This is a genomic window from Bacteroidia bacterium, from assembly GCA_019695265.1.
Classification (GTDB): domain Bacteria; phylum Bacteroidota; class Bacteroidia; order JAIBAJ01; family JAIBAJ01; genus JAIBAJ01.
Genome location: JAIBAJ010000007.1, coordinates 26,985 through 46,816 on the forward strand (window position 1 = coordinate 26,985; position 19,832 = coordinate 46,816).

Here is a 19,832-nt window from a genome sequence, read left to right on the forward strand (position 1 = left end):
ATTATAAGCAAGTTTGGAGTAAAAATTCACGCCCAAACCCAGCATTGTTTCTAAACTCTTATAAATTGCAATAATGGATGGGCTTGCACCCTCGGGCAACGATTGAGGCAGTGTAGCCCACAAGGCTGCGCAGTGCTAACGAAGCTGCCTGAGGACTACCGCCGAAAGCGTGACACTTGCGCCATGCACCAACCTCCGAAAACAATCAAATGAAGGTAGCGCAAGTGGGCCCGCCAAATACTTAATAAAACTTAACTAATCTGTTTAGGTATTTTTAAAATTCACCATCCAATTAATTCCAAATTTATCGGTTAAACTGCCGTAATAAGCCCCAAAAAACATATCCTTTAAAGGCATGGTAATGGTTCCGCCTTCCGACAATTCATTGAAAATACGTTCTGTTTCAGTCCTGGATTCTGGCTCAACGGAAATATGCATAGTATTACCTGAATTCAATTCAAAACCCATTTCACGGGGAGCATCGGTTCCCATCAGAACAAACCCACCAACAATGGGCAATTCCACATGCAACACCATTTTTTTCACCGAATCCAGCACCGGCGGATTACCAGGCGAGGACGGAATATCTTCAAAACGTTGGATACCTTGTCCGCTAAACTCCGACCTAAAAACTTGACGATAAAATAAGAAGGCCTGCTCCGTACTACCCGGAAAATTCAAATACATACATACCCGAGTTTGATTCCCTGATTTTAGCTCTGTGCGCAATTTCACCTGTGCTTCAATATATTGATCAAGGTTTTCCAAAGCCATAGTAAAGCCTTCTTTAAAGCCCATTTTGATAATGGTTTCCAAATCATTTAAACTTTGGAAAGTATTCCGGATACTAACCATGGTTTTGTTTCCCAAGGCTTGAAACGAAACCGACCATTGGGTGCGTGGAAACTGCTCGTTTATTTTACCGAATTCATCACAAAATGCATCCAATCCGGCGTAGTTACTTTTGGGATTTACTATGGTATAATCGGCCCGGCACCAATGCTTTTCACCTTGAGGGCCTTCCATGCAATACAACCAGTTTCCACCTTCCCGGAAATCCATGCTTTTGGTGCGTGTTTGATAAGGTTTGGGAGCCCACCACAAGTCTAAAATTTCCGGATTGGTCCAAGCTTCCCACACCAGATCTAAACCGGCGGCAAACTCGCGTTTAACATGAATTTGATTGTTTTCTTTGTCTACTTGAAAGTCGAATAATAAAGCTGCATTCATAGTTATTGATTTTTGTTTTGTAATTTAATTAAAAGTTGATCCAGTTCATTGAAGCGGGTTTCCCACAGTTTTCGGAATTGAGAAAGCCATTCATCTATTTCTTTCATTTTTTCTGGGTTAAGTTGGTAATGCACTTCCCTACCCGATTGCCTGGTAGTAACCAATTCGCATTCAGAAAGCACCTGCAAATGCTTGGAAACTGCCTGTCGGGAAGATGAGAAATGTTCGGCCAACGCATTGGGTGTTAATGCCTGAACCGCCAACAAGGTTAAGATGGCTCGCCGGGTTGGATCTGCAATGGCTTGGAAAACATCACGACGTATCATTATGCAATCATTTGGTTGCAAATATATATGCAACTTTTTGGTTGCGCATAAAAAAATGCAATTCTCGTCTTAACTACTTGTTTATTAAGATAATAATTTAGAATTGACCCGGATGAACCAAGGCAAGTTGCCGGTTCCATTCCCGAAATTGGAGTTGAGTTCGGATAAATTGAGGCGAAAAATTCAATCCAAGCCCCAAGCTTTGTCCCGAACGATAGGGTGAAATTTCAACTCCCCAGTTGTTTCTATTGGAAATTAAAGACCCGAAAGCATATCCCAAGGCAGCACCACCCACTACATCACTCATCCAGTGAGCATTGTCGTGCACCCGGGAAAGTCCGGCCAAAGTAGCCAGGGAATAGGCCAGTACTCCCACCCACTTTTTATGCCTGTATTCGCGTGCATAAACAGTTGCAACAGCCCAGGCCTGAATGGTATGTCCGCTAATAAAGCTGTTGTGACTGGCATCACCTACAATCCAGTGAAAACGGTAAGGATCCATTCCGGCGGCTTCGTATGGTCTTTCGCGTTGAAACACATATTTAGGTACAAAACTTCCGGCAACTGCCAGTGCAAAAGCCTTGGTAGCAAGCATGGCAACCTTTTTGGCATGTTGGTCTTTAAAAACCAATCCCCCAATATAAGTTACTCCAATAATTCCGGCTGAATAAATTCCTCCTCCTATGGGTTCAAGACCATACTTCGAAATAGCATTGGAAACTGGACTCCGATGTGCTTGGACCCATTGGGCGATGGGTTTATCAAAAAACATGGCCATGGCAGTAGCACTGGTAAGGGCAAAAGCAGTTCCCCATTGCTTTTCTTTCCATCGTATGGGTGCAAAGGCAATATCTTTGGCATCGTACAAATAAGAACGAACATAGGGATAATTAATGGAAGCCCGATGTTTCTCTTTGCCTTTAAAATTGAAAAATCCCTGAGTGCATCCCGGGTTAGAAAATCCAAGTAAAACCAATAAAAGGATGGGTCTCAATGCTGACAAACTGTATCTTTGTAAAAATGTGGTACAAATTAAGCGCAATAATTGGTCTGGTACTTTTATTTTTTCCATCCTGCACCAAAACTCCGCCCAATAATGGGATACCTTATGTTTATGTAAACTACGACCTCTATCTTTCCAATCCCGATAACGTGATGCTACAAGCCCTGGGAAATTGGAAATACTTAAATAACCAGGGTTCAAGAGGATTATTAGTTTATCACAAAGATTTGGGCGAATTTATGGTGTATGACCGACACTGCACCTACAACCCCGATGGTGATTGCGGACAGGTAAGCGTTATGAGCGATAATGTTACCTTATACGATTCTTGCTGCGGTTCCAAATTTCTAATGTACGATGGTTCCATTGTAAATGGTCCGGCTCAATACCCTTTAAAGGCTTATATGGTTTATTATAACAACGATATATTACACATAACCAATTAAAAAAATTGTGCGGACGTTAAACCTTTGTAAAATAGCAGCGTCAATAGCTTAGGAAAACGTTTCCGGAGGTTCAATATGGTGGAAACCGATGATAAAGACTTGTTGGTCCAATTTAAGGATGAGCGCACTCGCAATGCGGCGTTTTCGCTTATCATTAAAAAATACCAGCAACGCGTTTACTGGCATATCCGAAAAATGGTAATAGACCACGATGATGCGGATGATGTTACCCAAAATACTTTTGTAAAGGTTTGGCGTAACCTGGAAAACTTCCGCGAAGATTCGCAACTCTATACCTGGATTTATCGAATTGCCACCAACGAATGTCTGACGTTTTTGAAACAAAAAAAGGCAAGAGAAATGGTATCCTTTGATGACCTGGAATTCAAAATGGCCGAACAATTGGAAAGTGATCCATTGTTTACCGGCGATATGATTCAGAAGCGACTACAAAAGGCTATCTTAACCCTGCCCGAAAAACAACGCCTGGTATTTAACATGAAATACTTCGATGCATTAAAATACGAAGAAATGTCTGAAATTCTGGGAACCTCGGTTGGTGCTCTGAAAGCAAGTTACCATCATGCAGTTACTAAAATTGAAGTGTACCTCAAAAACGAACAAAACTAATTATCATCAAACTTACCTTAAAACATGAACTAAATTTTACCCGCCATGTCTAACATTCTTGAAAATTTAACCAGTAAAAACAATCCGTTTATAGTTCCTAAAGACTATTTCGATCGGTTGCCGGAGCGCATTATGAAGCGCATTCTGGCTGGGCATCAGGACAAAGACAGCTCAGAAATTAGTTCTATAAGCTCATTCGGGGTACCTTCCGGTTATTTTGATAAATTAGAAAATACCATACTCAAGCGGATTGCTTTAGACCAGGTTTCAATAGAAAATGAAGAAGCCTTTTTAGAATTCGCTGCCCCTACCCTCTTTTCTCAAAAAAAAACACAAGACTTCCAAGTCCCGGATAACTATTTTGAACAATTGGAGGCCTCCGTTTGGAATCGAATTCGGATCGATGGCTTAAGCGAGAAGGAATTGGATGGTAATCTGAATACTTTAAACCTACCTGCATCCATTGGAATGGAGGTGACTCCTGCTTATTTCGAAGATTTAGAGTCCAAAATTTGGTCTAAAATTACCAGTGAACAAGTAGACGAAGATTTGGAAGAATTGTTTTTTGCGGAGTCAGCACCTACCCTGCATGCCATCCCAAAAACAAATCCTTTTTCCATTCCTCCGCACTATTTTAACCAATTCGATCAAAACCTGACCCAAACCCTGGGCCATGAAAATCCAGACACCAAAGTAATTCAACTGCCCATTGCCAAACCTAATTTGGTTATACGTTACATTGGTATCAGCATTTCTGTTGCTGCCTCCCTGGTTTTAATCGTGAGTTTAGGAAATTTCATTTTCACTAATAACTCCGATAAACCGGCGGTTGCAAGTGTTGAACCTTCTGTTTCTAACCCAAGTCCAGCCCAAAATATGCCCTTGGCCGAAGTAGTTAAAAATGAACAATCTGCCACCGTTGTAAGTTTTGACGAAGAAGATATCCTGGAAGTAGTTTCCGAAAACATCGATTTAAGCGATCTTAACACTTTTACCATCCCTGTTGACCAACCCAGCCAGGACGAAATTATTGATTATCTGGTAGACACCGATATTGACCTACAAAGTATAGACCTGTAAACCAAACCATGAAGTTGTTAACCTATGTTCTAAAATCTGTTCTTCCAATGTTGCTGTTGGCAAGCTTGCCATTGCTTACTGCAGCACAACGTGGAGCTATTCCTAAGCCCGGAGGTGCTCAACGTACCGACGGAAGTAAGGAAGATAAGATTTTGGCCCTTAAAATGGCTTTCTTTACCCAAAAACTGGATCTTAGTCCGGACGAAGCTCAGCGTTTTTGGCCTATTTATAACGCTTTTCAAACTGAATTAAAACAACTCCGTAAAACCCGAAAAAACCTGTTGCAAGATGTTTCTGAAAATTACGAAAGCATGAGCGATAAGGAAATTGAAACAGCGTTAGACGACGAACTTAACCTGGCTCAAAAGGAAATTGACCTTCGAAAAAAATACCATCCTCAGTTTAAATCGGTTCTTTCCATTCGAAAAGTGGCTTTGCTTTATAAGGCCGAAGAGCAATTTAAACGACGCCTGCTCGAAGAAATTCAGAAGAAAGAGCAATAGTTTTTTTTTATTTATTTGGCGGGTCCCATTCGCACCTTAGGCATTTAAAACTACAACCCTTTCTGCATGTGCTCATGGTCGGGCTATCGGCTGTAGTCCTCGTCGCCCTTAGCCAAAGGCTGCGGGCTCCTGTGGGCTACTTGCCTCTATCCCTACCCGACACAACCCCAACCTACTTATTCTATTCCGTAGTTTTTCCGTATCCGGATTAATTTTACACAACCTAATCAATTGAAGAATGAACTATTCGAAAAACTAGAATTAGAATTATTTATTTCTAAGGGGCAATGTTTCATAGAATGTTAGTGCAGATATTGGTTTCAATTGAAAACTTCTTTTTTCAATATCAAATTGATAAAAATCATTTCAAGTAAATTTCTATTTCCTTACATTTGAGAAAATTAACAGCATGAAAACATTTTTACCTGCATTAATTGTTTTGATTTTAACAGTAAATAAATCCTTCGCACAAAGTAGCAATGGGAATATTTACCCTTGTGAAGTTCTTCCTCCGATATTATCGTATGCTTGTTACCAAAATTGTTGGTTAGATACACTCCATTTGGGTGGAGATACCAATCTGATAAAGCTAAGTTCATCATGCGATTTATGGCAAATTGGAAACAATCAAAAACCCGAATTTGGCAATCCGGGGGCAGATTTTGGTATTGAAACAGATTTGGATTCTTCCTATTCAACCGGCAATTCCTGTTCGTTTTGGATTACCCCTCCCAGTAACCCTTTTCAATGGGCTTCTACCGTCCTAATGTTTGAACACCGATATAGCACTGACAGTCTTAAGGATGGAGGTGTAATTGAGTATAGTTGCAATGGTACGGATTGGTCCAATGTCGTAAATGATAACTTTATTTCTCCTACCTTCAAATCCTACATAAATTTCCCTTTGGTAGATGATTATGGGAACTATAATCCGGCTTCCATTCCAACCTTAGATGACCTAAATTATTCTTTTACCGGCACTTCCGATACCTGGATCTGGAGTGGCTTTGAATTTATTTGGGCATTCCCTGTAAAATCCATTCAAAATAACCAAAACGGATGTGAGTTTTCGAACATGGATTCTCTGCTATTCCGGTTCACCTTCCACTCTGACACCACCTTCGATAACAAACCGGGTTGGATGATTCGAAACATCGTAGTTGGTTCAATAGATTTAGGAAGTGGAATAAATGAATTCACTCAAAACTCCCCTATAGTTTATCCGAATCCAACCAATGATTTGGTTTTCCTTTCAGAATCTTATCTGGGAGCTAACTTTGAAATTTTGAACTCCATGGGGCAACAAGTTAGTTCAGGCTACTACACTTCATCCGGCATTTCAACCTCCGAATTAAGTGAGGGAAACTATTGGATCAGAGGCTACCTTGGCCAAATTCCCTGGAAAACTACCTTTGTAAAGTATTGAGCAAAAAACTCCTTTTATTAGGCAAGTTTTAAATCAGGTAACCTCTTATTTCATTCTAAATTTGTAAAAGAATAAAAAATCTAAAATTAGAATTTCATTGACCAATACCGGCTTTCTTTGCTAAAATCATCGTCTTTGAAATCCCTATTTTCCCTTACTTTTTTGCTGGTTTCACGACTAGCTTTTTGCCAAACAATTTTCACTTCGGAATGGCAAAAATTATTGGATTTAAATCAATTGCCCAAAGGTGTTAGCATTCAACATGCACAAAACAACCTGGATGTTACATTTTACCAAGGTAGGTATTATGTTGCCCTACGAACTGCACCAACCCATTTTGCTTCTTCCAAAACTGAATTGTATGTGCTAAGTTCTACCGATTTTCATTCCTGGGAACTTGAAACCAAGGTCCATATGCAAGCTGATTTGCGTGAACCCCGCTTCACCGTTTTTCACGACAGCCTGTTTTTCTACTTTTTTAAGGCCGGCTCTCATCCTCTTAAATTTGAACCTAATTCTTTATATGTTTCCACTAAATCAGGCTATCAGGATTTTACAACACCCGAAACCTGCGCACTACATGGTTTTGTTCCATGGCGAATTCGGGAAAGGCAAGATACCTTATACATGTCGGCCTATTATGGAATTGGATTGTATTCCAACCAACACCGGGCCGATTTACGATTGCTGTGGTCAACCAATGGAAAAAACTGGCAACCCATTTCAGAGAAAACCCAAGTAAAGGTAGATCATGCGGAAGAGGGTGAATTTATATTTGATCAACAAGGTGATTTATGGTGTACCATTCGGTTGGAAAGTGTAGGTGGAATGCTGGCACATGCCAATGCCAAACAACTTGACCAATGGGAAATAAAATCCTTACCTGAAAAATACGATTCAGCGTTGTGGTTTGAACACAAAGGAACGCTTTATTTGGTTGCCCGACGAAACATGGATGGGAAGGTAGATCATTCACCGGCATGGTTTGGACCTAAACTTCGGAGAGCCTATAATTTAATCCGATATTCATTTACAGAAAAGAAAACGGCCTTGTTTAGACTAAATCGCACAAATTTCAACTTGGAACATGTAATGGATTTCCCCTCTACCGGCGACAATGCCTTTCCGGGCATAGTAGCAGACGGAAAAGGCGGTTTTTACTTACTTAATTACTCCAGCAATATACATGGAAGGTCTAAGAACTGGATTAGTGGACAACTAGGCAGAACCTATGTTTATTGGACCCGGTTGGAGATTCCATAAAAAAAGCCTGTGAAAATTTAAATCACAGGCTTCTTAAAAATAATAAATTCAAATTATTTGGCAGGTGGAGTTGCAGGTTGTGCAGGTTGTGCAGCCGGTTGAGCACCAGGAGCAGGTTGCTGAGGAGTGTTGGAAGTTGGCACAGAACCATTGTCCATCATTTGCTGCACTTCTGATTCTTTAACTTCGTTGCTTCCTCCAGAAATAAAGATATTGGCAACAATGCTCAAAACAATAATAGCAACTGCTAAACCCCAGGTCATTTTCTCTAAGAAATCCGCTGTTTGACGAGCGCCAAGAATTTGGTTGCTTGGTGTAAAATTGGAAGCCAATCCTCCGCCTTTGGAGTTTTGAACTAAAACTACTAAAATTAATAAAATAGCAGAAATTAAAATGAGAGTAAGTATTGCGTAAAACATGGTTAATCTTTAAGTCGTTCTTTAAGTTTAGAAATTCGGGCTGCGAAGTAAGTAATTTTTTCGGGATGTTTTACACTTAATTTTTCATAAGCATGAATTGCACGCTCAAAATGCCCCTGATTTTCATAAATTTTGGCTAAAGTCTCTGTTACAAGCCCTTCCGGGAGGCTTAAACTTTTCTTGGCAGCTTCTTGTGGTTTAAAAAATTCGGTTTGTTTGGGTTTAGAAATTCGAGGTTGATCTTCCAAAAAACGTTCAATTATTCCGTTTCGTTGCAATTCATCATCGGAATTCGGTTGTGAAGTATGAATTTCCTTGGAACTTTTTAACCAATCTGAAAAACTCATTTTTCCGGAAGATTTCGGTTCAGGAGTGGCATTGGATTTTATGGGTTCGGGACTCGAATCCAACACTGGAAGTTTCAACAATTCGGTAGTAAAATCTAATTGGGTGTATGGTTCGAAAGGAAAAGGCTCTTCGTCCGAGTTTTTAGCGGAATTTGGTTCAAAAGAAGAAGCACTATTTTCAATCGCTTCAACTACCGGAGTTGGCGTTTGATTTTCCAGGATGGCACTTGCATTTACCTCGGTCTCTTCCACTTCCCTGCTGCTTATACGAAGGGGCTCGGGCAATTCTTCAATTGGAGAGATATTGCTTGCTATTTTACCAATTGAAACAGAAGTTTCCGGAACTAAAGCAGTTGGAATTGAAACAAGAATCTCCGAACTTAGCTCTTTTGGAGGAAGATTTTGGTTTTCTAATAAATACTGCTTTAACAAAGAACGATCGATGGTGGCAGCTGAAGCCAATTTCAATTTGGCAGGATACCTTACATGCTTCATTTGAAGCAGGTTTTTAGCCAAAACTAGCTGAGCCGTGGCATACCAGGGATAATGATTCACCAATTCTTCCAATGCAGGCAAACTCTCCGAATTAAGTAATCCCGGATAAATAAGTACTGATTGAAACTCTTTGCTGGTCATTTGTTTAATTATTACCAGTTGGCAATGCTTGCATTAAACACATCTTGAATTAACTGTTGCTTAATTTCATCAATTAATGCAGACTCTACGCTGGAAAGACTTGTTTTACTATCGTAATCGGCAAACCGGGTAAAGGATTTTTCAAAGTCTTGCCTATCGTCTTTATTATTGGTAAATTTAACTGAAATAGTAATGGTTAATCTGTTTTGAGAAGCTGTTTCATTTCCTTGAATAGCGATTGGTGCGGTAACATAATTAGTTATTTGACCTTCGAAATGCAAATCACCTCCATTTCGAACCAAGGTTAAGGAGGTTTGGCTATTTAATTTATCTTTTAAAGCCTCTGTGATAGTTTGCTGCAAATTGGGAGGAGAAAGTGGAGCTACATTGGAAAAAAACTTCACATCTACGGTTTTCACATCCGGGGCGATACTAGCACCGGTAAAAGAATACACTCCACAGGAAGTAAAACCAAGTAAACCCAGGCAAACTGTGAAAAAAATTAAGCGATATCGAATTGAAGCAATCAATGTTCGCGATTAATAAGAAGCTCAAAAAACTCCAACAGTTTTGACTTTCTATCGGCGGGAATATCCATAGAACGAATTATTCCTAAACCATGGTCGAAATATTCTTTCATTTTTCTGGTTGCCAGGTCCTTAATACTTAATTGATTATAAATATCTTTAACTGCCTTTACCTTTTCATTTGGTTCAAAATGGGCAGCATTAATATGGTACATTAAAGTATCCAGCACTTCACCTTGGGCCAATTCAAGAGCCTTAATAAGCAGGTAGGTCTTTTTGTTAGAAATAATATCTCCACCCATTTGCTTTCCTACTTTATTTGGGTCGCCAAAAACATCCAAAATATCATCATGGAGTTGAAAACCTATTCCCAATTCGGTTCCGGCTTTGTACAATTTTTCTTGATTTTCGACTGAAGCATTGGCTGTAATAGCACCCATTTTCAAGGAGGCCGCCAGAAGCACCGATGTTTTCATTTCGATCATTTGAAGATAATCGGAAATACTCACATCGTTTCTACGTTCAAAATCCATATCCATTTGTTGGCCTTCGCAAACAAGAATACCGGTTTCGGTAAAGCATTGGGCCAATGTTTGAAAATGCGGACCTTTGGATAGTATCGAATACGCTAACATCAGCATGGCATCGCCGCTGAGAATTGCTGCGTTGGAACCAAATTCATACCAAACACTAGGTTTACCACGACGAGTTGGAGCGTTGTCCATGATATCATCGTGTAATAAGGTAAAGTTATGAAACATCTCAACTGATGCAGCGGCGTGCAAAGCATCGTTTTCGTTACCACCCATGCAATAATTTCCGAGCAGTACCAGGGTTGGCCTCATTCGTTTACCACCTACTTCGAGGGCGTAGGCTGCCGGCGTATATAAACCTTTGGGTTTTCTATCCAAGCATTCAGACAATACTTTTTCAACTTTAACAAGGCTTTGGTTTAAATCCATGGCGACAAAAATAGGTTAATTAGGCTTTTGATAGGAAACGATGAGGTATGAAAATTTCATTAAATAAATTCGGAACGGAAAAAGCTGGGTAATAGTTCAGAGAATTCCAAAACAGAGATTAGTTCGGGTAAAAATTTGAAGAAACAGTTGTTGATTATTTCACAAATAATAATTGGCATAACAGCCGTAAAAAGGGGAAATAAGAAGGAATACAAGAAGCCCTAAAAGAAAGAATTATACCTTGGAAACAAGTGGATGAAAAACGAATGGTTGGGTTTGCACCTCGGGCAACGATTGAGGCAAGTAGCTCCAATAACGCAGCGTTTAGCGGAGTTATTGGACTACAGCCGAAAGCGTGACCTGAACGCCTTTCGAAAACCGTTGAATATTGCCCAAATCGATTTAGGCGTGAAGGGGCCCGCCAAATTAAAATAAATTAAAAAGAAAAGATAATTTTAATGCGCAGAAACAAATTGACCGCGTTCGATAACCATTCTAATTCCGTCTTCAAACTTAGTAACAGGTCGACCGAGTAGCTCTTCCATTTTAGTGGTATCGGGTTGGCGGCGAGTCATATCGCCTTCTTCGAGCGGGGGCAAATTGCGCAAATTGGAGGAAGAACCGGTAACTTGAATGATGGTATTAGCCAATTCGAGGATAGATATTTCGTCCTTACCTCCAATGTTCACTACATCATTAACGAATTTGTTTTTATAGAAAGCGTTTAAGCAGGCATCGACATTATCGTCGATGTAGCAGAAAGTACGGGTTTGACTTCCATCGCCATAAATGGTAATTGGGTCATTTTGCAAAGCCATGGAAATGAATTTAGACATTACGAAATCCTTACTTTGCTGAGGTCCGTAGGTATTAAAGAATCGGAAAATAGTAAATTCGAGACCGTATTCTTTGTAGAAAGAGCGGAGGTAAGCTTCACCGACATTTTTCACAATTGCGTAAGGAAGACGGCTATTGAGAGGCGTAGTATGTTCATTTTGAGGAAACTCAACCGGTTCGCCATAAACTTCGGACGAAGATGAGTAGTAAACGCGTTTAACACCCGTATTTTTACTGAGGATTAGTACATTGTTGATACCGGTAATATCATTTAAAACCATTACCGGGTGAGACAAGGTACGTTTAACCCCAACGAGGGCGGCATAATGAAACACAAAATCGAAGCGATAGGCATAAAAAACGCTGGAGATATCCTTAAAATCGTTGACATCGCATTTAATAAACTTGATATTGTTATAGGGTGTATGGGGTAATTTCTTCAGACTACCGGTAATCAGGTTATCAACGATTACTACGTGGTTATCGGGGTTGGAAGCGAGCTTTTCGGCCAATGCACTTCCGACAAATCCGGCTCCACCTGTAACTAAAATGCTTGTCATGTTTGTCGATTTCGGGTATAAAAGTAGTTGTTTCAAATATTCATTGACAAATTTTGGAAGGAATTAAATAAGTTTTCCATTATTTGCATAGAGAGGTCAACCAAAAAGCGGAACGCATTACATTTGTGGTTCTAAATTTTTGTACCTGTAAAATTAAATGCAAGAGCATCCAAAGTCCGACTATAGCTTCGAATCTACCGACTTCATTTTGTTTTTAGATAAATGGAAAAAGCCGTTAGGAATATTGATAGGCATCTGTATCGTAGTTACCTTTATATTTACTGAACCTTACTTTATTAAGCCCAAATTCAAATCGACAGTTGTTTTATTTCCGGCAAATACCAACTCTATTTCCAAGGTATTGATATCGGAAAACGGATCGGCGAAGGAGGATGTATTGCAATTTGGGGAGGAGGAGCAAGCAGAGCAATTGCTTCAAATATTAAATTCGGATGAAATCAGGAATCGGGTAATTCAGAAATTTGACCTGATGAAGCATTATGATATTGACACTTCCAATCGATACAAATACACCTTGCTTCAAAAGGAATATGAAGGAAATATCAGTTTTAGAAGAACTGAATTTATGAGTGTGGAAATTGAGGTATTTGATACAGATCCACAAATTGCAGCAGATATGGCCAATGATATTGCTGCATTATTGGATACGGTGAAAAACCGTATGCAAAAGGAAAGGGCATTTAAGGCTATGAAAATTGCCGAGGCCGAATATTTTGACATGAAGAATTACATTAAAAGTTTAGAGGACAGTTTAGATGCTTTAAGAAGAATAGGTGTGAATGATTACGAATCGCAGGTAGAGCGACTGTACGAAGCATACGGAAAAGCAGTATTAGATGGAAAAAAAGAAGCTGCTACAAAACTCGAAGGACAAATAAAAATTGTTTCGCAATATGGAGGAGCTTATGTATCGATTCGGGATATTTTAGAAAATGAAAAGAAGCAATTAACCCATTTAAGGGCCAAATACCATGAGGCAAAAATTGATGCTGAACAAACCTTACCTCATAAATTTATTGTAAACAATGCAACAAAGGCAGAAAAGAAATCTTATCCGATACGTTGGTTAATAATGGTTATATCTGTTTTTTCCACCTTGGTAATGGGAATTTTGTCAATATTGATTTATGAAAAGTTTAAAAACATTAAAGCCCTAAAACAACAATAAGGTATGGCAAATCAAGAAAAATCCTTGTTCGACATTGTCATAAAGTGGCAAAAGGCGCTTTTGGTAATTGGTTTATTGGCAGTGGTTTTATCGGCCATATTTTCCAGTTCTTGGTTCATTACGCCTTTGTATAAATCGACAGCAGTTTTGTATCCGGCAAATATTATTCCATTTGGATCGGAGTCTGAAACTGAACAAATGATACAAGTTTTGCAATCGGATGCCATTTCAGATAGTTTAATTAACATTTTTCAATTGTATAAACATTATGGAATTGATTCCACTACAGATCCATTTCATCGTACCCATTTATTGGAGCAGTTTCATGACAATGTTTTAGTAAAGAAAACGGAGTATGAATCGGTACAGATTGATATATTGGATAAAGATCCCAAGGTTGCTTCGGAAATGGCCGGATCCATGATTCGTTTATTTGATGCCAAAGAGCAACAACTACAAAAACAGAAAGCAACAGAAAAGTATATTGTAGTTAAAAACCAATTGACCCGATTGCAAACAGAAATGGATTCGATGGAATTAATTGTGCAAGGGATGCGAACGGATGATGGATTGTTGGATTATAGCTTACAAACGGAATATGCCATGCGCAATTATTTAAAAAGTGTTTCAGAACGTGGATCCGGTAAGAATTTAGAAGCATTCCTGGAAAAACTAAAATCGAAAGGAGGAAAATTTTTAATTATCACAGAAAATCTTTGGAGAATGCGTTCACAATATGCCGATTTAAAGGAAAAACACGATGAGGCATTGAAGGAAGTGAACAAGAAATTGACCTACAGCAATGTGGTGGTTAAGCCATTTGCTGCTGATAAGAAATCCTATCCTGTTCGTTGGTTAATAGTTGTAACAACCTTAATAAGCAGTTGGCTGCTTTCAATCATTGTAATTTCCGCTTTGGAAAACTACAGGCAAAATGCCCATGAATAAAACATTGGAGTCGAAATGGTTGTATGGTATTGTAGGAGCCTTTATCCTCATCAATACCATCTTGGTTTCGATGGAATTTTTCTACCTTCCGGTATTACCAGTGGCATTGGGTATTGTTTTATTAGCCTTATTGGCACTAGACAAGCTGGTTTTATTAATCGTATTTTGTACTCCTCTTGCAGTTAACATTACCAATATCGGAGGAGGCGTAGGAATGTCTATTCCAACGGATCCACTTTTGTTTGGAGCCATGTTGATTTTTTTTATCAAGCTGCTTATGTCGGGCAGGTTTGACAAGAAAATACTTGCTCATCCAATTACAATTGCCATATTAATAAATATTGCCTGGTTGGGTATTACCTCCTTTTCAAGCAGTTTACCGGTGGTATCATTCAAGTATTTATTATCTCGGATGTGGTTTGTAATAACTTACTACTTTTTAGCATCTCAGCTTTTTAAGAAAGAAAAATCGTTGTTTTCATATTGGTGGTTTTATTTAATTCCGTTTATGGGAATTATTGGATACACTGTCTTCCGTCATTACACGTTTGGTTTTGATCAACAATCGGCTAATTGGGTAATGTCGCCCTTTTATAATGACCATACCGTTTATGGTGCTATTTTGGCTATGTTTTTCCCCTTATTGATTTTTTATACAGTTTCCGGTTATTATTCTCCGTCTACCAGGGTTTTTGTTGCCATCGTTTTGGTCATCTATACTATTGCTTTGGTGTTATCCTATACGCGTGCTGCATGGGTAAGTCTGATAGCTGCTTTTGGAGTTTTTCTGGCAATGAAATTCAGAATTAAGTTTACAACTTTGCTCAGTCTTGGTTCTGTATTTTTAGTTATTCTGGCCTTGTCATGGACTCAGATTCAAATGAAACTAGAAAAGAATAGACAGGATAGCGCGGATGACTTTTCCAAACACGTAAAGAGTATTTCCAACATTTCTTCTGATGCCAGCAACTTGGAACGTTTAAACCGATGGAATTCAGCCTTTAGGATGTTTGAACAACGTCCGTTTATGGGTTGGGGTCCGGGAACTTATGCTTTTAAATATGCCCCATTTCAATTGAGCAAAGACAAAACCATTATTAGCACTAATGCCGGTGATTTAGGAAATGCTCATAGTGAATATATTGGACCATTAGCAGAAAGCGGAGTATTTGGAATGACTACCTTTATTTTAATTCTGATTACCAGCCTATATACCGGAATTACTTTGTATTTTAAGGTAACGGATTTATATATGAAGGGGTTGGTGATGTCAATTACCTTAGGTTTAATTACCTACTATATTCATGGGTTTCTGAATAACTTTTTAGATACAGATAAGGCATCTTGTCCATTTTGGGGATTTATGGCCATGTTAGTCATGATAGATGTTTATCATATTCCATCCAGGCAAGTTGAACAAGTTAATGAAGTAGATTAAGATTTTTCCAGGTACTTGACATCCATAGCATCTCTTAATGCATTTCCAACAGTTGAAAATGCCAAAACAATTAGGAAGACGCAGATACTTGGTGCAAACAAAGCCATACCATTTCCGGCGAAAAGGTAACCGATATGATCTCGTATCATATTACCCCAAGTAGGAATTGGAGGCTGGGCACCTAAACCTAAAAAATTTAGTCCACTTTCGAGTAAAATGGCTGATGCGAAATTGGAGCTTGCCAAGACCAGAAGAATACCAGATAAATTGGGAAGAATATGAATAAAAATAATGCGCAGGTCGGAATAACCAAAGGAACGACAGGCTTCGATGTATTCTTTTTCACGTAGAGATAAAACTTGTCCACGAACCACCCTTGCCACATCCACCCAGGTTGCCAATCCTATGGCTAAGAAGAGAGGTAATAAACCTTTTCCTAAGGCCATAGTAATTGCAATTACCAGGAGCATTAATGGTACCGACCATATGACAGTTGTAAACCAACTCAGGCAAGTATCGACCCATCCTCGATAATAACCGGCCAAGGCTCCTATCAAACATCCCACTAAAAGAGAAATAACAACAGAAACAAAACCAACTGCCAAAGAATATCTTGAACCTAAAACCAAACGACTTAGAACATCCCGACCAAAGCGATCATTTCCTAACAGGTAGGTTCTTTTATCGAGTTCGGATTCTATTACTGTTTTGGCAACGGGAATATCTGATCCGAACTCAACCCATCCCCTAGCCGATTTTTCAATGGGTACACCTTCCTTTTCATCCATCAGAAATACCACCGAAGTTAGGGGCTTAAGACCGGATAATTCGGGCAATTGGGTATTGGCATTTTCCGATTTATCCGGAACAATCCAAGTTGCAAATACAGCTAAAAACAGCCATGCCAAAATAAATCCCAAGGCAATAACCGCCGACCGAATTCGGAGAAACCTGGACCAAGCCAATTGAAAAGGAGAGTATTGTTTTTTCAAAATAAAAAAGCCGCACAAATCTGTGCGGCTTTTCAATACAAAAATCAAAAAATTCTAGTGCTGTATCACCAATTTCTTAACAGCTACAGAATTGCCATGTTGAATACGTGCATGGTAAATTCCTTGGGCATTATTTTCAAGGTTAAGTTTCAACATGCCACCATCTGCTTCAGTAACAGATTGCTCAAAAACGATTCGACCCATAGCGTCCATAATGGTTACGTTCAAATTTTCTTTTGTACCAAATTGGTAATTTAAGAAAAACTCACCATTGGATGGATTTGGAACTATTGCCATTTGATCATGAGTGTTGGATTTGGTTCCTGTTATAACGGTGTTAATGGTGTCACAATCCTGAACCCAAATATCATCAACCATTACAATGAATTGGTCGTTTCCAAAATGGTGGAATGCAACATAAACTTGAGCTCCTACATAGGCCGCTGCATTAATTACAACAGCTTGCGGAGTCCAAACAGTATCACCATCGGTACTGGCATCGTTATCGGTAACATTATACAAGCTAACATTAACAGTTTGGAAATTAGCCGGAGTTGGACCAACAGGAGAAACCAAAACTTCATAACCATCTCTGAAACCATTATCTAAATACTGATGCCACCAAGAAACCAAAACCGTATCATTTTGGATAGTCAATGGTCCAAAGGTAAACCAGTTGTCAGCTTGAACCGGGGTATCGAACCAAGAGGTTGCTGCAAGGAAATTATTGGTATCACCTGTAATAGAGTCTACGGTGTATAACAATTGCCAGTCACCATCAAAAGGAGGATTAATGGCTGAATTACCTGTACCTTGATCCTGATCATAGAAGTTAAAGGCAAAATTGGCCTGATCAACCGGATCTACATAATAAGAACCTAAGTCAGTGATAAGTCTTGTATAACAAGTATCGGTAGTACTGGTTTGAACCACGTTGATATAATAGGAGTTGGTTTGAGTGTCAGAATTAGTTCCATCTGAAACAGTTAAACTAACTGTGTAATAACCAACAGTATTGTAAGTAATAGCAGGAGGAGTTTGTCCATTAAATGTAGCAGGAGAACCTCCGTTGAAGGTCCAGGTCCATGAAGTTGGGTTTCCTGTGCTTAAATCGGTAAAGTTGACAGTTCCACCCACATTTACCGTAGTTGGATTTCCAACGAAATTAGCATCTAAGGCGGCAACTGCAGCATCACATTTAGAAAACAAAAACTCGTCTAATCCAAGAATAAACATATCGTTCGCCGTATGATGGAATGCGATATACACATCCTGACCATTGAAGGAAGCAGGCAAATTAGCAGTTTGTGCCGTCCATACAGTATCACCATCGGTGGCAGGATCATTATCGGCGAAAGAGGCGATGGTAGTTGCACCTGCAAAATCAGCGATGGTGTTTCCTGCAGTAGTTACCAATACTTCATATCCATCCCGGTAAGTATTATCAATCATCCAATGATACCAGCTTAAGGTTGAACTTTGAGTACCGGCAGTTAGAGGACCAAAGATGATCCAGTTATCAGCAGTTCCGGGATTATCAAAATAGGAGGTTGCCAATTGGTAAAAATCGGTATCACCAACTGCAATAACATCATAATAGGTTCCCCAATCTGTTGATGTCATTGGATTGTTTGTATTAGGTGTAAGACCATCATTATCTGATGGAACAATAGAAAAGTTAGGATCAACAGTACTAGCTACAGAATAATAAAGGCCATTGAAATAAAACAAAGTATCACAACCGGTACCTCCACCTCCACCTTGAGAGGTAACTGTAATATAGTTGGTGCTGGTTTGAGTATCAGAATTAGTTCCATCTGAAACAACCAATGTTACGGTATAAACACCGGGTGTACTATAGGTAATTACGGGAGGATTTTGACCTGAGAAAGTTGACGGAGAACCACCTGCAAAAGTCCAGGTCCAACTGGTTGGATTTCCTGTTGATTGGTCGGTAAACGTTACAGTATTTCCAGCAACAACAGTGGTAGGTGAACCAACGAAAGCGGCATTTAAGGTTGCTGTTGAGGAATTACAACCACTCCAAGAAACCAATTGTGCACGACCGGCAATTCCATTATTTGAATTGTAGGTTGTAGCCAGGATAGTATTCATTTTATTGGCTTGCTGAGTGGTGAACATGGTAGGACAAGCGGAATAATCCATAAAGTTTTCCCATTGGGTTAATTGTCCACTGCAACGTGTTTGGTTGCTAGGACAAGTAAAGGTTGGCTGATCGGTTGGAGGGGTATCGGAAAAACCATCACCAGGAGTACAACCTGCATTCGCATTTTCGTCTTCCCATGGATGAGGCAAACCCAGGTAGTGTCCGCACTCGTGGGTTAAGGTACGATCACCTGAACCCAACACCTGATAATCTACCACAATACCATCAATTGCTTCCCAGGAAGATCCCCAAGCCGGAAGATAAGCATAACCGGCAGTTCCACCTGTTGATGGACTATAATCTGCCAAATCAACCACCCAAACATTGAGGTACTTTCTAAAATCCCAAGGATATACACCACCATCGTTTCCGGCAGGGTCTTTCATATTATTGGTTTCTGTATCAACAGACCAGTTTGCCTTGGTGGTAGTCGTACGAATAATACCGGTAGTAGAATTACCATTCGGATCGGTAGTTGCCAAACAGAATTGAATTTCCGCATCTGCTGCAACACTCACAAACTGTGAACGTGTATTGGAAAAATCACTATTCTGCTTCCTGTAATCTGCATTCATTTGAGCAATGGTAGCCTGGATGACTGCATCGGAGGCATTTCCGGCATTGGTGGATGAATTATAGATAACATGAAATACCATCGGAATATACTTCACAGCCTTGGGGCCGTTGTATACCGAATGGTCCATGTTTTGGTAATACTCCTGGAATTGTTGAACAGCCTCTGGATGCTCTTCAAAATACTTTTGCATTACTCGTGTTGTTCCGCATAGGTTATTTTGGGCAACCGTAGTTCCCAAAAAACCAATAGCGACAAGGGATAAAGTAGTAAGTAATTTCTTCATTACTAATGGATTTGTTTTATTTTATTGGTGGCAAATTTAAGGA

General features: G+C 39.5%; 19 protein-coding genes. 9 read left to right on the top strand and 10 right to left on the bottom strand.

Annotation, left to right across the window (positions count from 1 at the left end; translation table 11 throughout):
* Positions 1–264 precede the first annotated feature (264 nt).
* The 3 genes from K1X82_02380 to K1X82_02390 all read right to left on the bottom strand — a co-directional run bounded on the left by K1X82_02380 (position 265) and on the right by K1X82_02390 (position 2,550).
* Positions 265–1,230 carry an SRPBCC domain-containing protein gene (locus tag K1X82_02380; protein ID MBX7180932.1) on the bottom strand — a complete coding sequence of 322 codons (966 nt, stop codon included), beginning with the start codon at positions 1,228–1,230 and terminating at the stop codon, positions 265–267.
* Between the two features lie 2 nt (positions 1,231–1,232).
* Entirely contained in the window at positions 1,233–1,553 is a 321-nt protein-coding gene (locus tag K1X82_02385; GenBank protein ID MBX7180933.1) for a metalloregulator ArsR/SmtB family transcription factor, read from the bottom strand.
* A 100-nt stretch (positions 1,554–1,653) separates the two neighbouring features.
* A complete protein-coding gene (locus K1X82_02390; GenBank protein ID MBX7180934.1) occupies positions 1,654–2,550 on the bottom strand; it encodes a phosphatase PAP2 family protein in 897 nt (298 codons plus the stop codon).
* Positions 2,551–2,576: 26 nt separating this feature from the next.
* Here K1X82_02390 and K1X82_02395 point away from each other — a divergent pair, with 26 nt between their 5' ends.
* The 6 genes from K1X82_02395 (at position 2,577) to K1X82_02420 (ending at position 7,907) form a co-directional block, all read left to right on the top strand.
* Positions 2,577–3,005, top strand: coding sequence for a hypothetical protein (locus tag K1X82_02395; GenBank protein MBX7180935.1), 429 nt, complete (start codon positions 2,577–2,579; stop codon positions 3,003–3,005).
* A gap of 75 nt (positions 3,006–3,080) precedes the next feature.
* Entirely contained in the window at positions 3,081–3,635 is a 555-nt protein-coding gene (locus tag K1X82_02400; protein MBX7180936.1) for a sigma-70 family RNA polymerase sigma factor, read from the top strand.
* Positions 3,636–3,680: 45 nt separating this feature from the next.
* A complete protein-coding gene (locus K1X82_02405) occupies positions 3,681–4,715 on the top strand; it encodes a hypothetical protein (GenBank protein MBX7180937.1) in 1,035 nt (344 codons plus the stop codon).
* 8 nt (positions 4,716–4,723) lie between these two features.
* Positions 4,724–5,218, top strand: a complete 495-nt coding sequence (locus K1X82_02410; protein ID MBX7180938.1) for a hypothetical protein — start codon at positions 4,724–4,726, stop codon at positions 5,216–5,218.
* Between the two features lie 409 nt (positions 5,219–5,627).
* Positions 5,628–6,644, top strand: coding sequence for a T9SS type A sorting domain-containing protein (locus K1X82_02415; protein MBX7180939.1), 1,017 nt, complete (start codon positions 5,628–5,630; stop codon positions 6,642–6,644).
* A gap of 135 nt (positions 6,645–6,779) precedes the next feature.
* Positions 6,780–7,907, top strand: coding sequence for a hypothetical protein (locus K1X82_02420; GenBank protein ID MBX7180940.1), 1,128 nt, complete (start codon positions 6,780–6,782; stop codon positions 7,905–7,907).
* A gap of 53 nt (positions 7,908–7,960) precedes the next feature.
* Here K1X82_02420 and secG read toward each other — a convergent pair whose 3' ends face one another.
* From secG to K1X82_02445, 5 genes are all read right to left on the bottom strand, one after another.
* Positions 7,961–8,326: a preprotein translocase subunit SecG gene (gene secG, locus K1X82_02425; protein MBX7180941.1), complete on the bottom strand. Its 366-nt coding sequence runs from the start codon at positions 8,324–8,326 to the stop codon at positions 7,961–7,963.
* 2 nt (positions 8,327–8,328) lie between these two features.
* The gene (locus tag K1X82_02430) at positions 8,329–9,309 is read right to left on the bottom strand and encodes a hypothetical protein (protein ID MBX7180942.1); all 981 of its coding nucleotides are present in this window, start codon (positions 9,307–9,309) and stop codon (positions 8,329–8,331) included.
* A gap of 11 nt (positions 9,310–9,320) precedes the next feature.
* On the bottom strand, positions 9,321–9,812 hold the full coding sequence (locus tag K1X82_02435) for a hypothetical protein (GenBank protein ID MBX7180943.1): 492 nt from the start codon (positions 9,810–9,812) through the stop codon (positions 9,321–9,323).
* 23 nt (positions 9,813–9,835) lie between these two features.
* Complete coding sequence (locus tag K1X82_02440; protein ID MBX7180944.1) at positions 9,836–10,798, bottom strand: polyprenyl synthetase family protein; 963 nt, start codon at positions 10,796–10,798, stop codon at positions 9,836–9,838.
* 455 nt (positions 10,799–11,253) lie between these two features.
* Positions 11,254–12,195, bottom strand: coding sequence for an NAD-dependent epimerase/dehydratase family protein (locus K1X82_02445; GenBank protein ID MBX7180945.1), 942 nt, complete (start codon positions 12,193–12,195; stop codon positions 11,254–11,256).
* 157 nt (positions 12,196–12,352) lie between these two features.
* On the opposite strand from K1X82_02445, the gene K1X82_02450 reads away from it, so the two are divergent.
* From K1X82_02450 to K1X82_02460, 3 genes are read left to right on the top strand one after another with little or no spacing between them, the layout of a single operon-like run.
* A complete protein-coding gene (locus K1X82_02450; GenBank protein ID MBX7180946.1) occupies positions 12,353–13,384 on the top strand; it encodes a hypothetical protein in 1,032 nt (343 codons plus the stop codon).
* Between the two features lie 3 nt (positions 13,385–13,387).
* Positions 13,388–14,332, top strand: a complete 945-nt coding sequence (locus tag K1X82_02455; protein MBX7180947.1) for a hypothetical protein — start codon at positions 13,388–13,390, stop codon at positions 14,330–14,332.
* Positions 14,325–15,770, top strand: coding sequence for an O-antigen ligase family protein (locus K1X82_02460; protein ID MBX7180948.1), 1,446 nt, complete (start codon positions 14,325–14,327; stop codon positions 15,768–15,770). Before K1X82_02455 ends, K1X82_02460 begins: the two co-directional genes overlap by 8 nt.
* Here K1X82_02460 and K1X82_02465 read toward each other — a convergent pair.
* Positions 15,767–16,762 (bottom strand): ABC transporter permease, encoded by a 996-nt coding sequence (locus K1X82_02465; GenBank protein ID MBX7180949.1) that lies wholly within the window; start codon positions 16,760–16,762, stop codon positions 15,767–15,769. The two genes, K1X82_02460 and K1X82_02465, sit on opposite strands and share 4 nt — an antisense overlap.
* Before the next feature lie 54 nt (positions 16,763–16,816).
* Complete coding sequence (locus tag K1X82_02470; protein ID MBX7180950.1) at positions 16,817–19,789, bottom strand: PKD domain-containing protein; 2,973 nt, start codon at positions 19,787–19,789, stop codon at positions 16,817–16,819.
* Positions 19,790–19,832 lie beyond the last annotated feature (43 nt).

Coding starts and splice junctions, on each gene's coding strand:
- secG (MBX7180941.1), bottom strand. CDS start 8,326: ATGTTTTACGCAATACTTACTCTCATTTTAATTTCTGCTATTTTATTA.
- K1X82_02415 (MBX7180939.1), top strand. CDS start 5,628: ATGAAAACATTTTTACCTGCATTAATTGTTTTGATTTTAACAGTAAAT.
- K1X82_02440 (MBX7180944.1), bottom strand. CDS start 10,798: ATGGATTTAAACCAAAGCCTTGTTAAAGTTGAAAAAGTATTGTCTGAA.
- K1X82_02380 (MBX7180932.1), bottom strand. CDS start 1,230: ATGAATGCAGCTTTATTATTCGACTTTCAAGTAGACAAAGAAAACAAT.
- K1X82_02410 (MBX7180938.1), top strand. CDS start 4,724: ATGAAGTTGTTAACCTATGTTCTAAAATCTGTTCTTCCAATGTTGCTG.
- K1X82_02405 (MBX7180937.1), top strand. CDS start 3,681: ATGTCTAACATTCTTGAAAATTTAACCAGTAAAAACAATCCGTTTATA.
- K1X82_02395 (MBX7180935.1), top strand. CDS start 2,577: ATGTGGTACAAATTAAGCGCAATAATTGGTCTGGTACTTTTATTTTTT.
- K1X82_02470 (MBX7180950.1), bottom strand. CDS start 19,789: ATGAAGAAATTACTTACTACTTTATCCCTTGTCGCTATTGGTTTTTTG.
- K1X82_02445 (MBX7180945.1), bottom strand. CDS start 12,195: ATGACAAGCATTTTAGTTACAGGTGGAGCCGGATTTGTCGGAAGTGCA.
- K1X82_02430 (MBX7180942.1), bottom strand. CDS start 9,309: ATGACCAGCAAAGAGTTTCAATCAGTACTTATTTATCCGGGATTACTT.
- K1X82_02460 (MBX7180948.1), top strand. CDS start 14,325: ATGAATAAAACATTGGAGTCGAAATGGTTGTATGGTATTGTAGGAGCC.
- K1X82_02450 (MBX7180946.1), top strand. CDS start 12,353: ATGCAAGAGCATCCAAAGTCCGACTATAGCTTCGAATCTACCGACTTC.
- K1X82_02455 (MBX7180947.1), top strand. CDS start 13,388: ATGGCAAATCAAGAAAAATCCTTGTTCGACATTGTCATAAAGTGGCAA.
- K1X82_02400 (MBX7180936.1), top strand. CDS start 3,081: ATGGTGGAAACCGATGATAAAGACTTGTTGGTCCAATTTAAGGATGAG.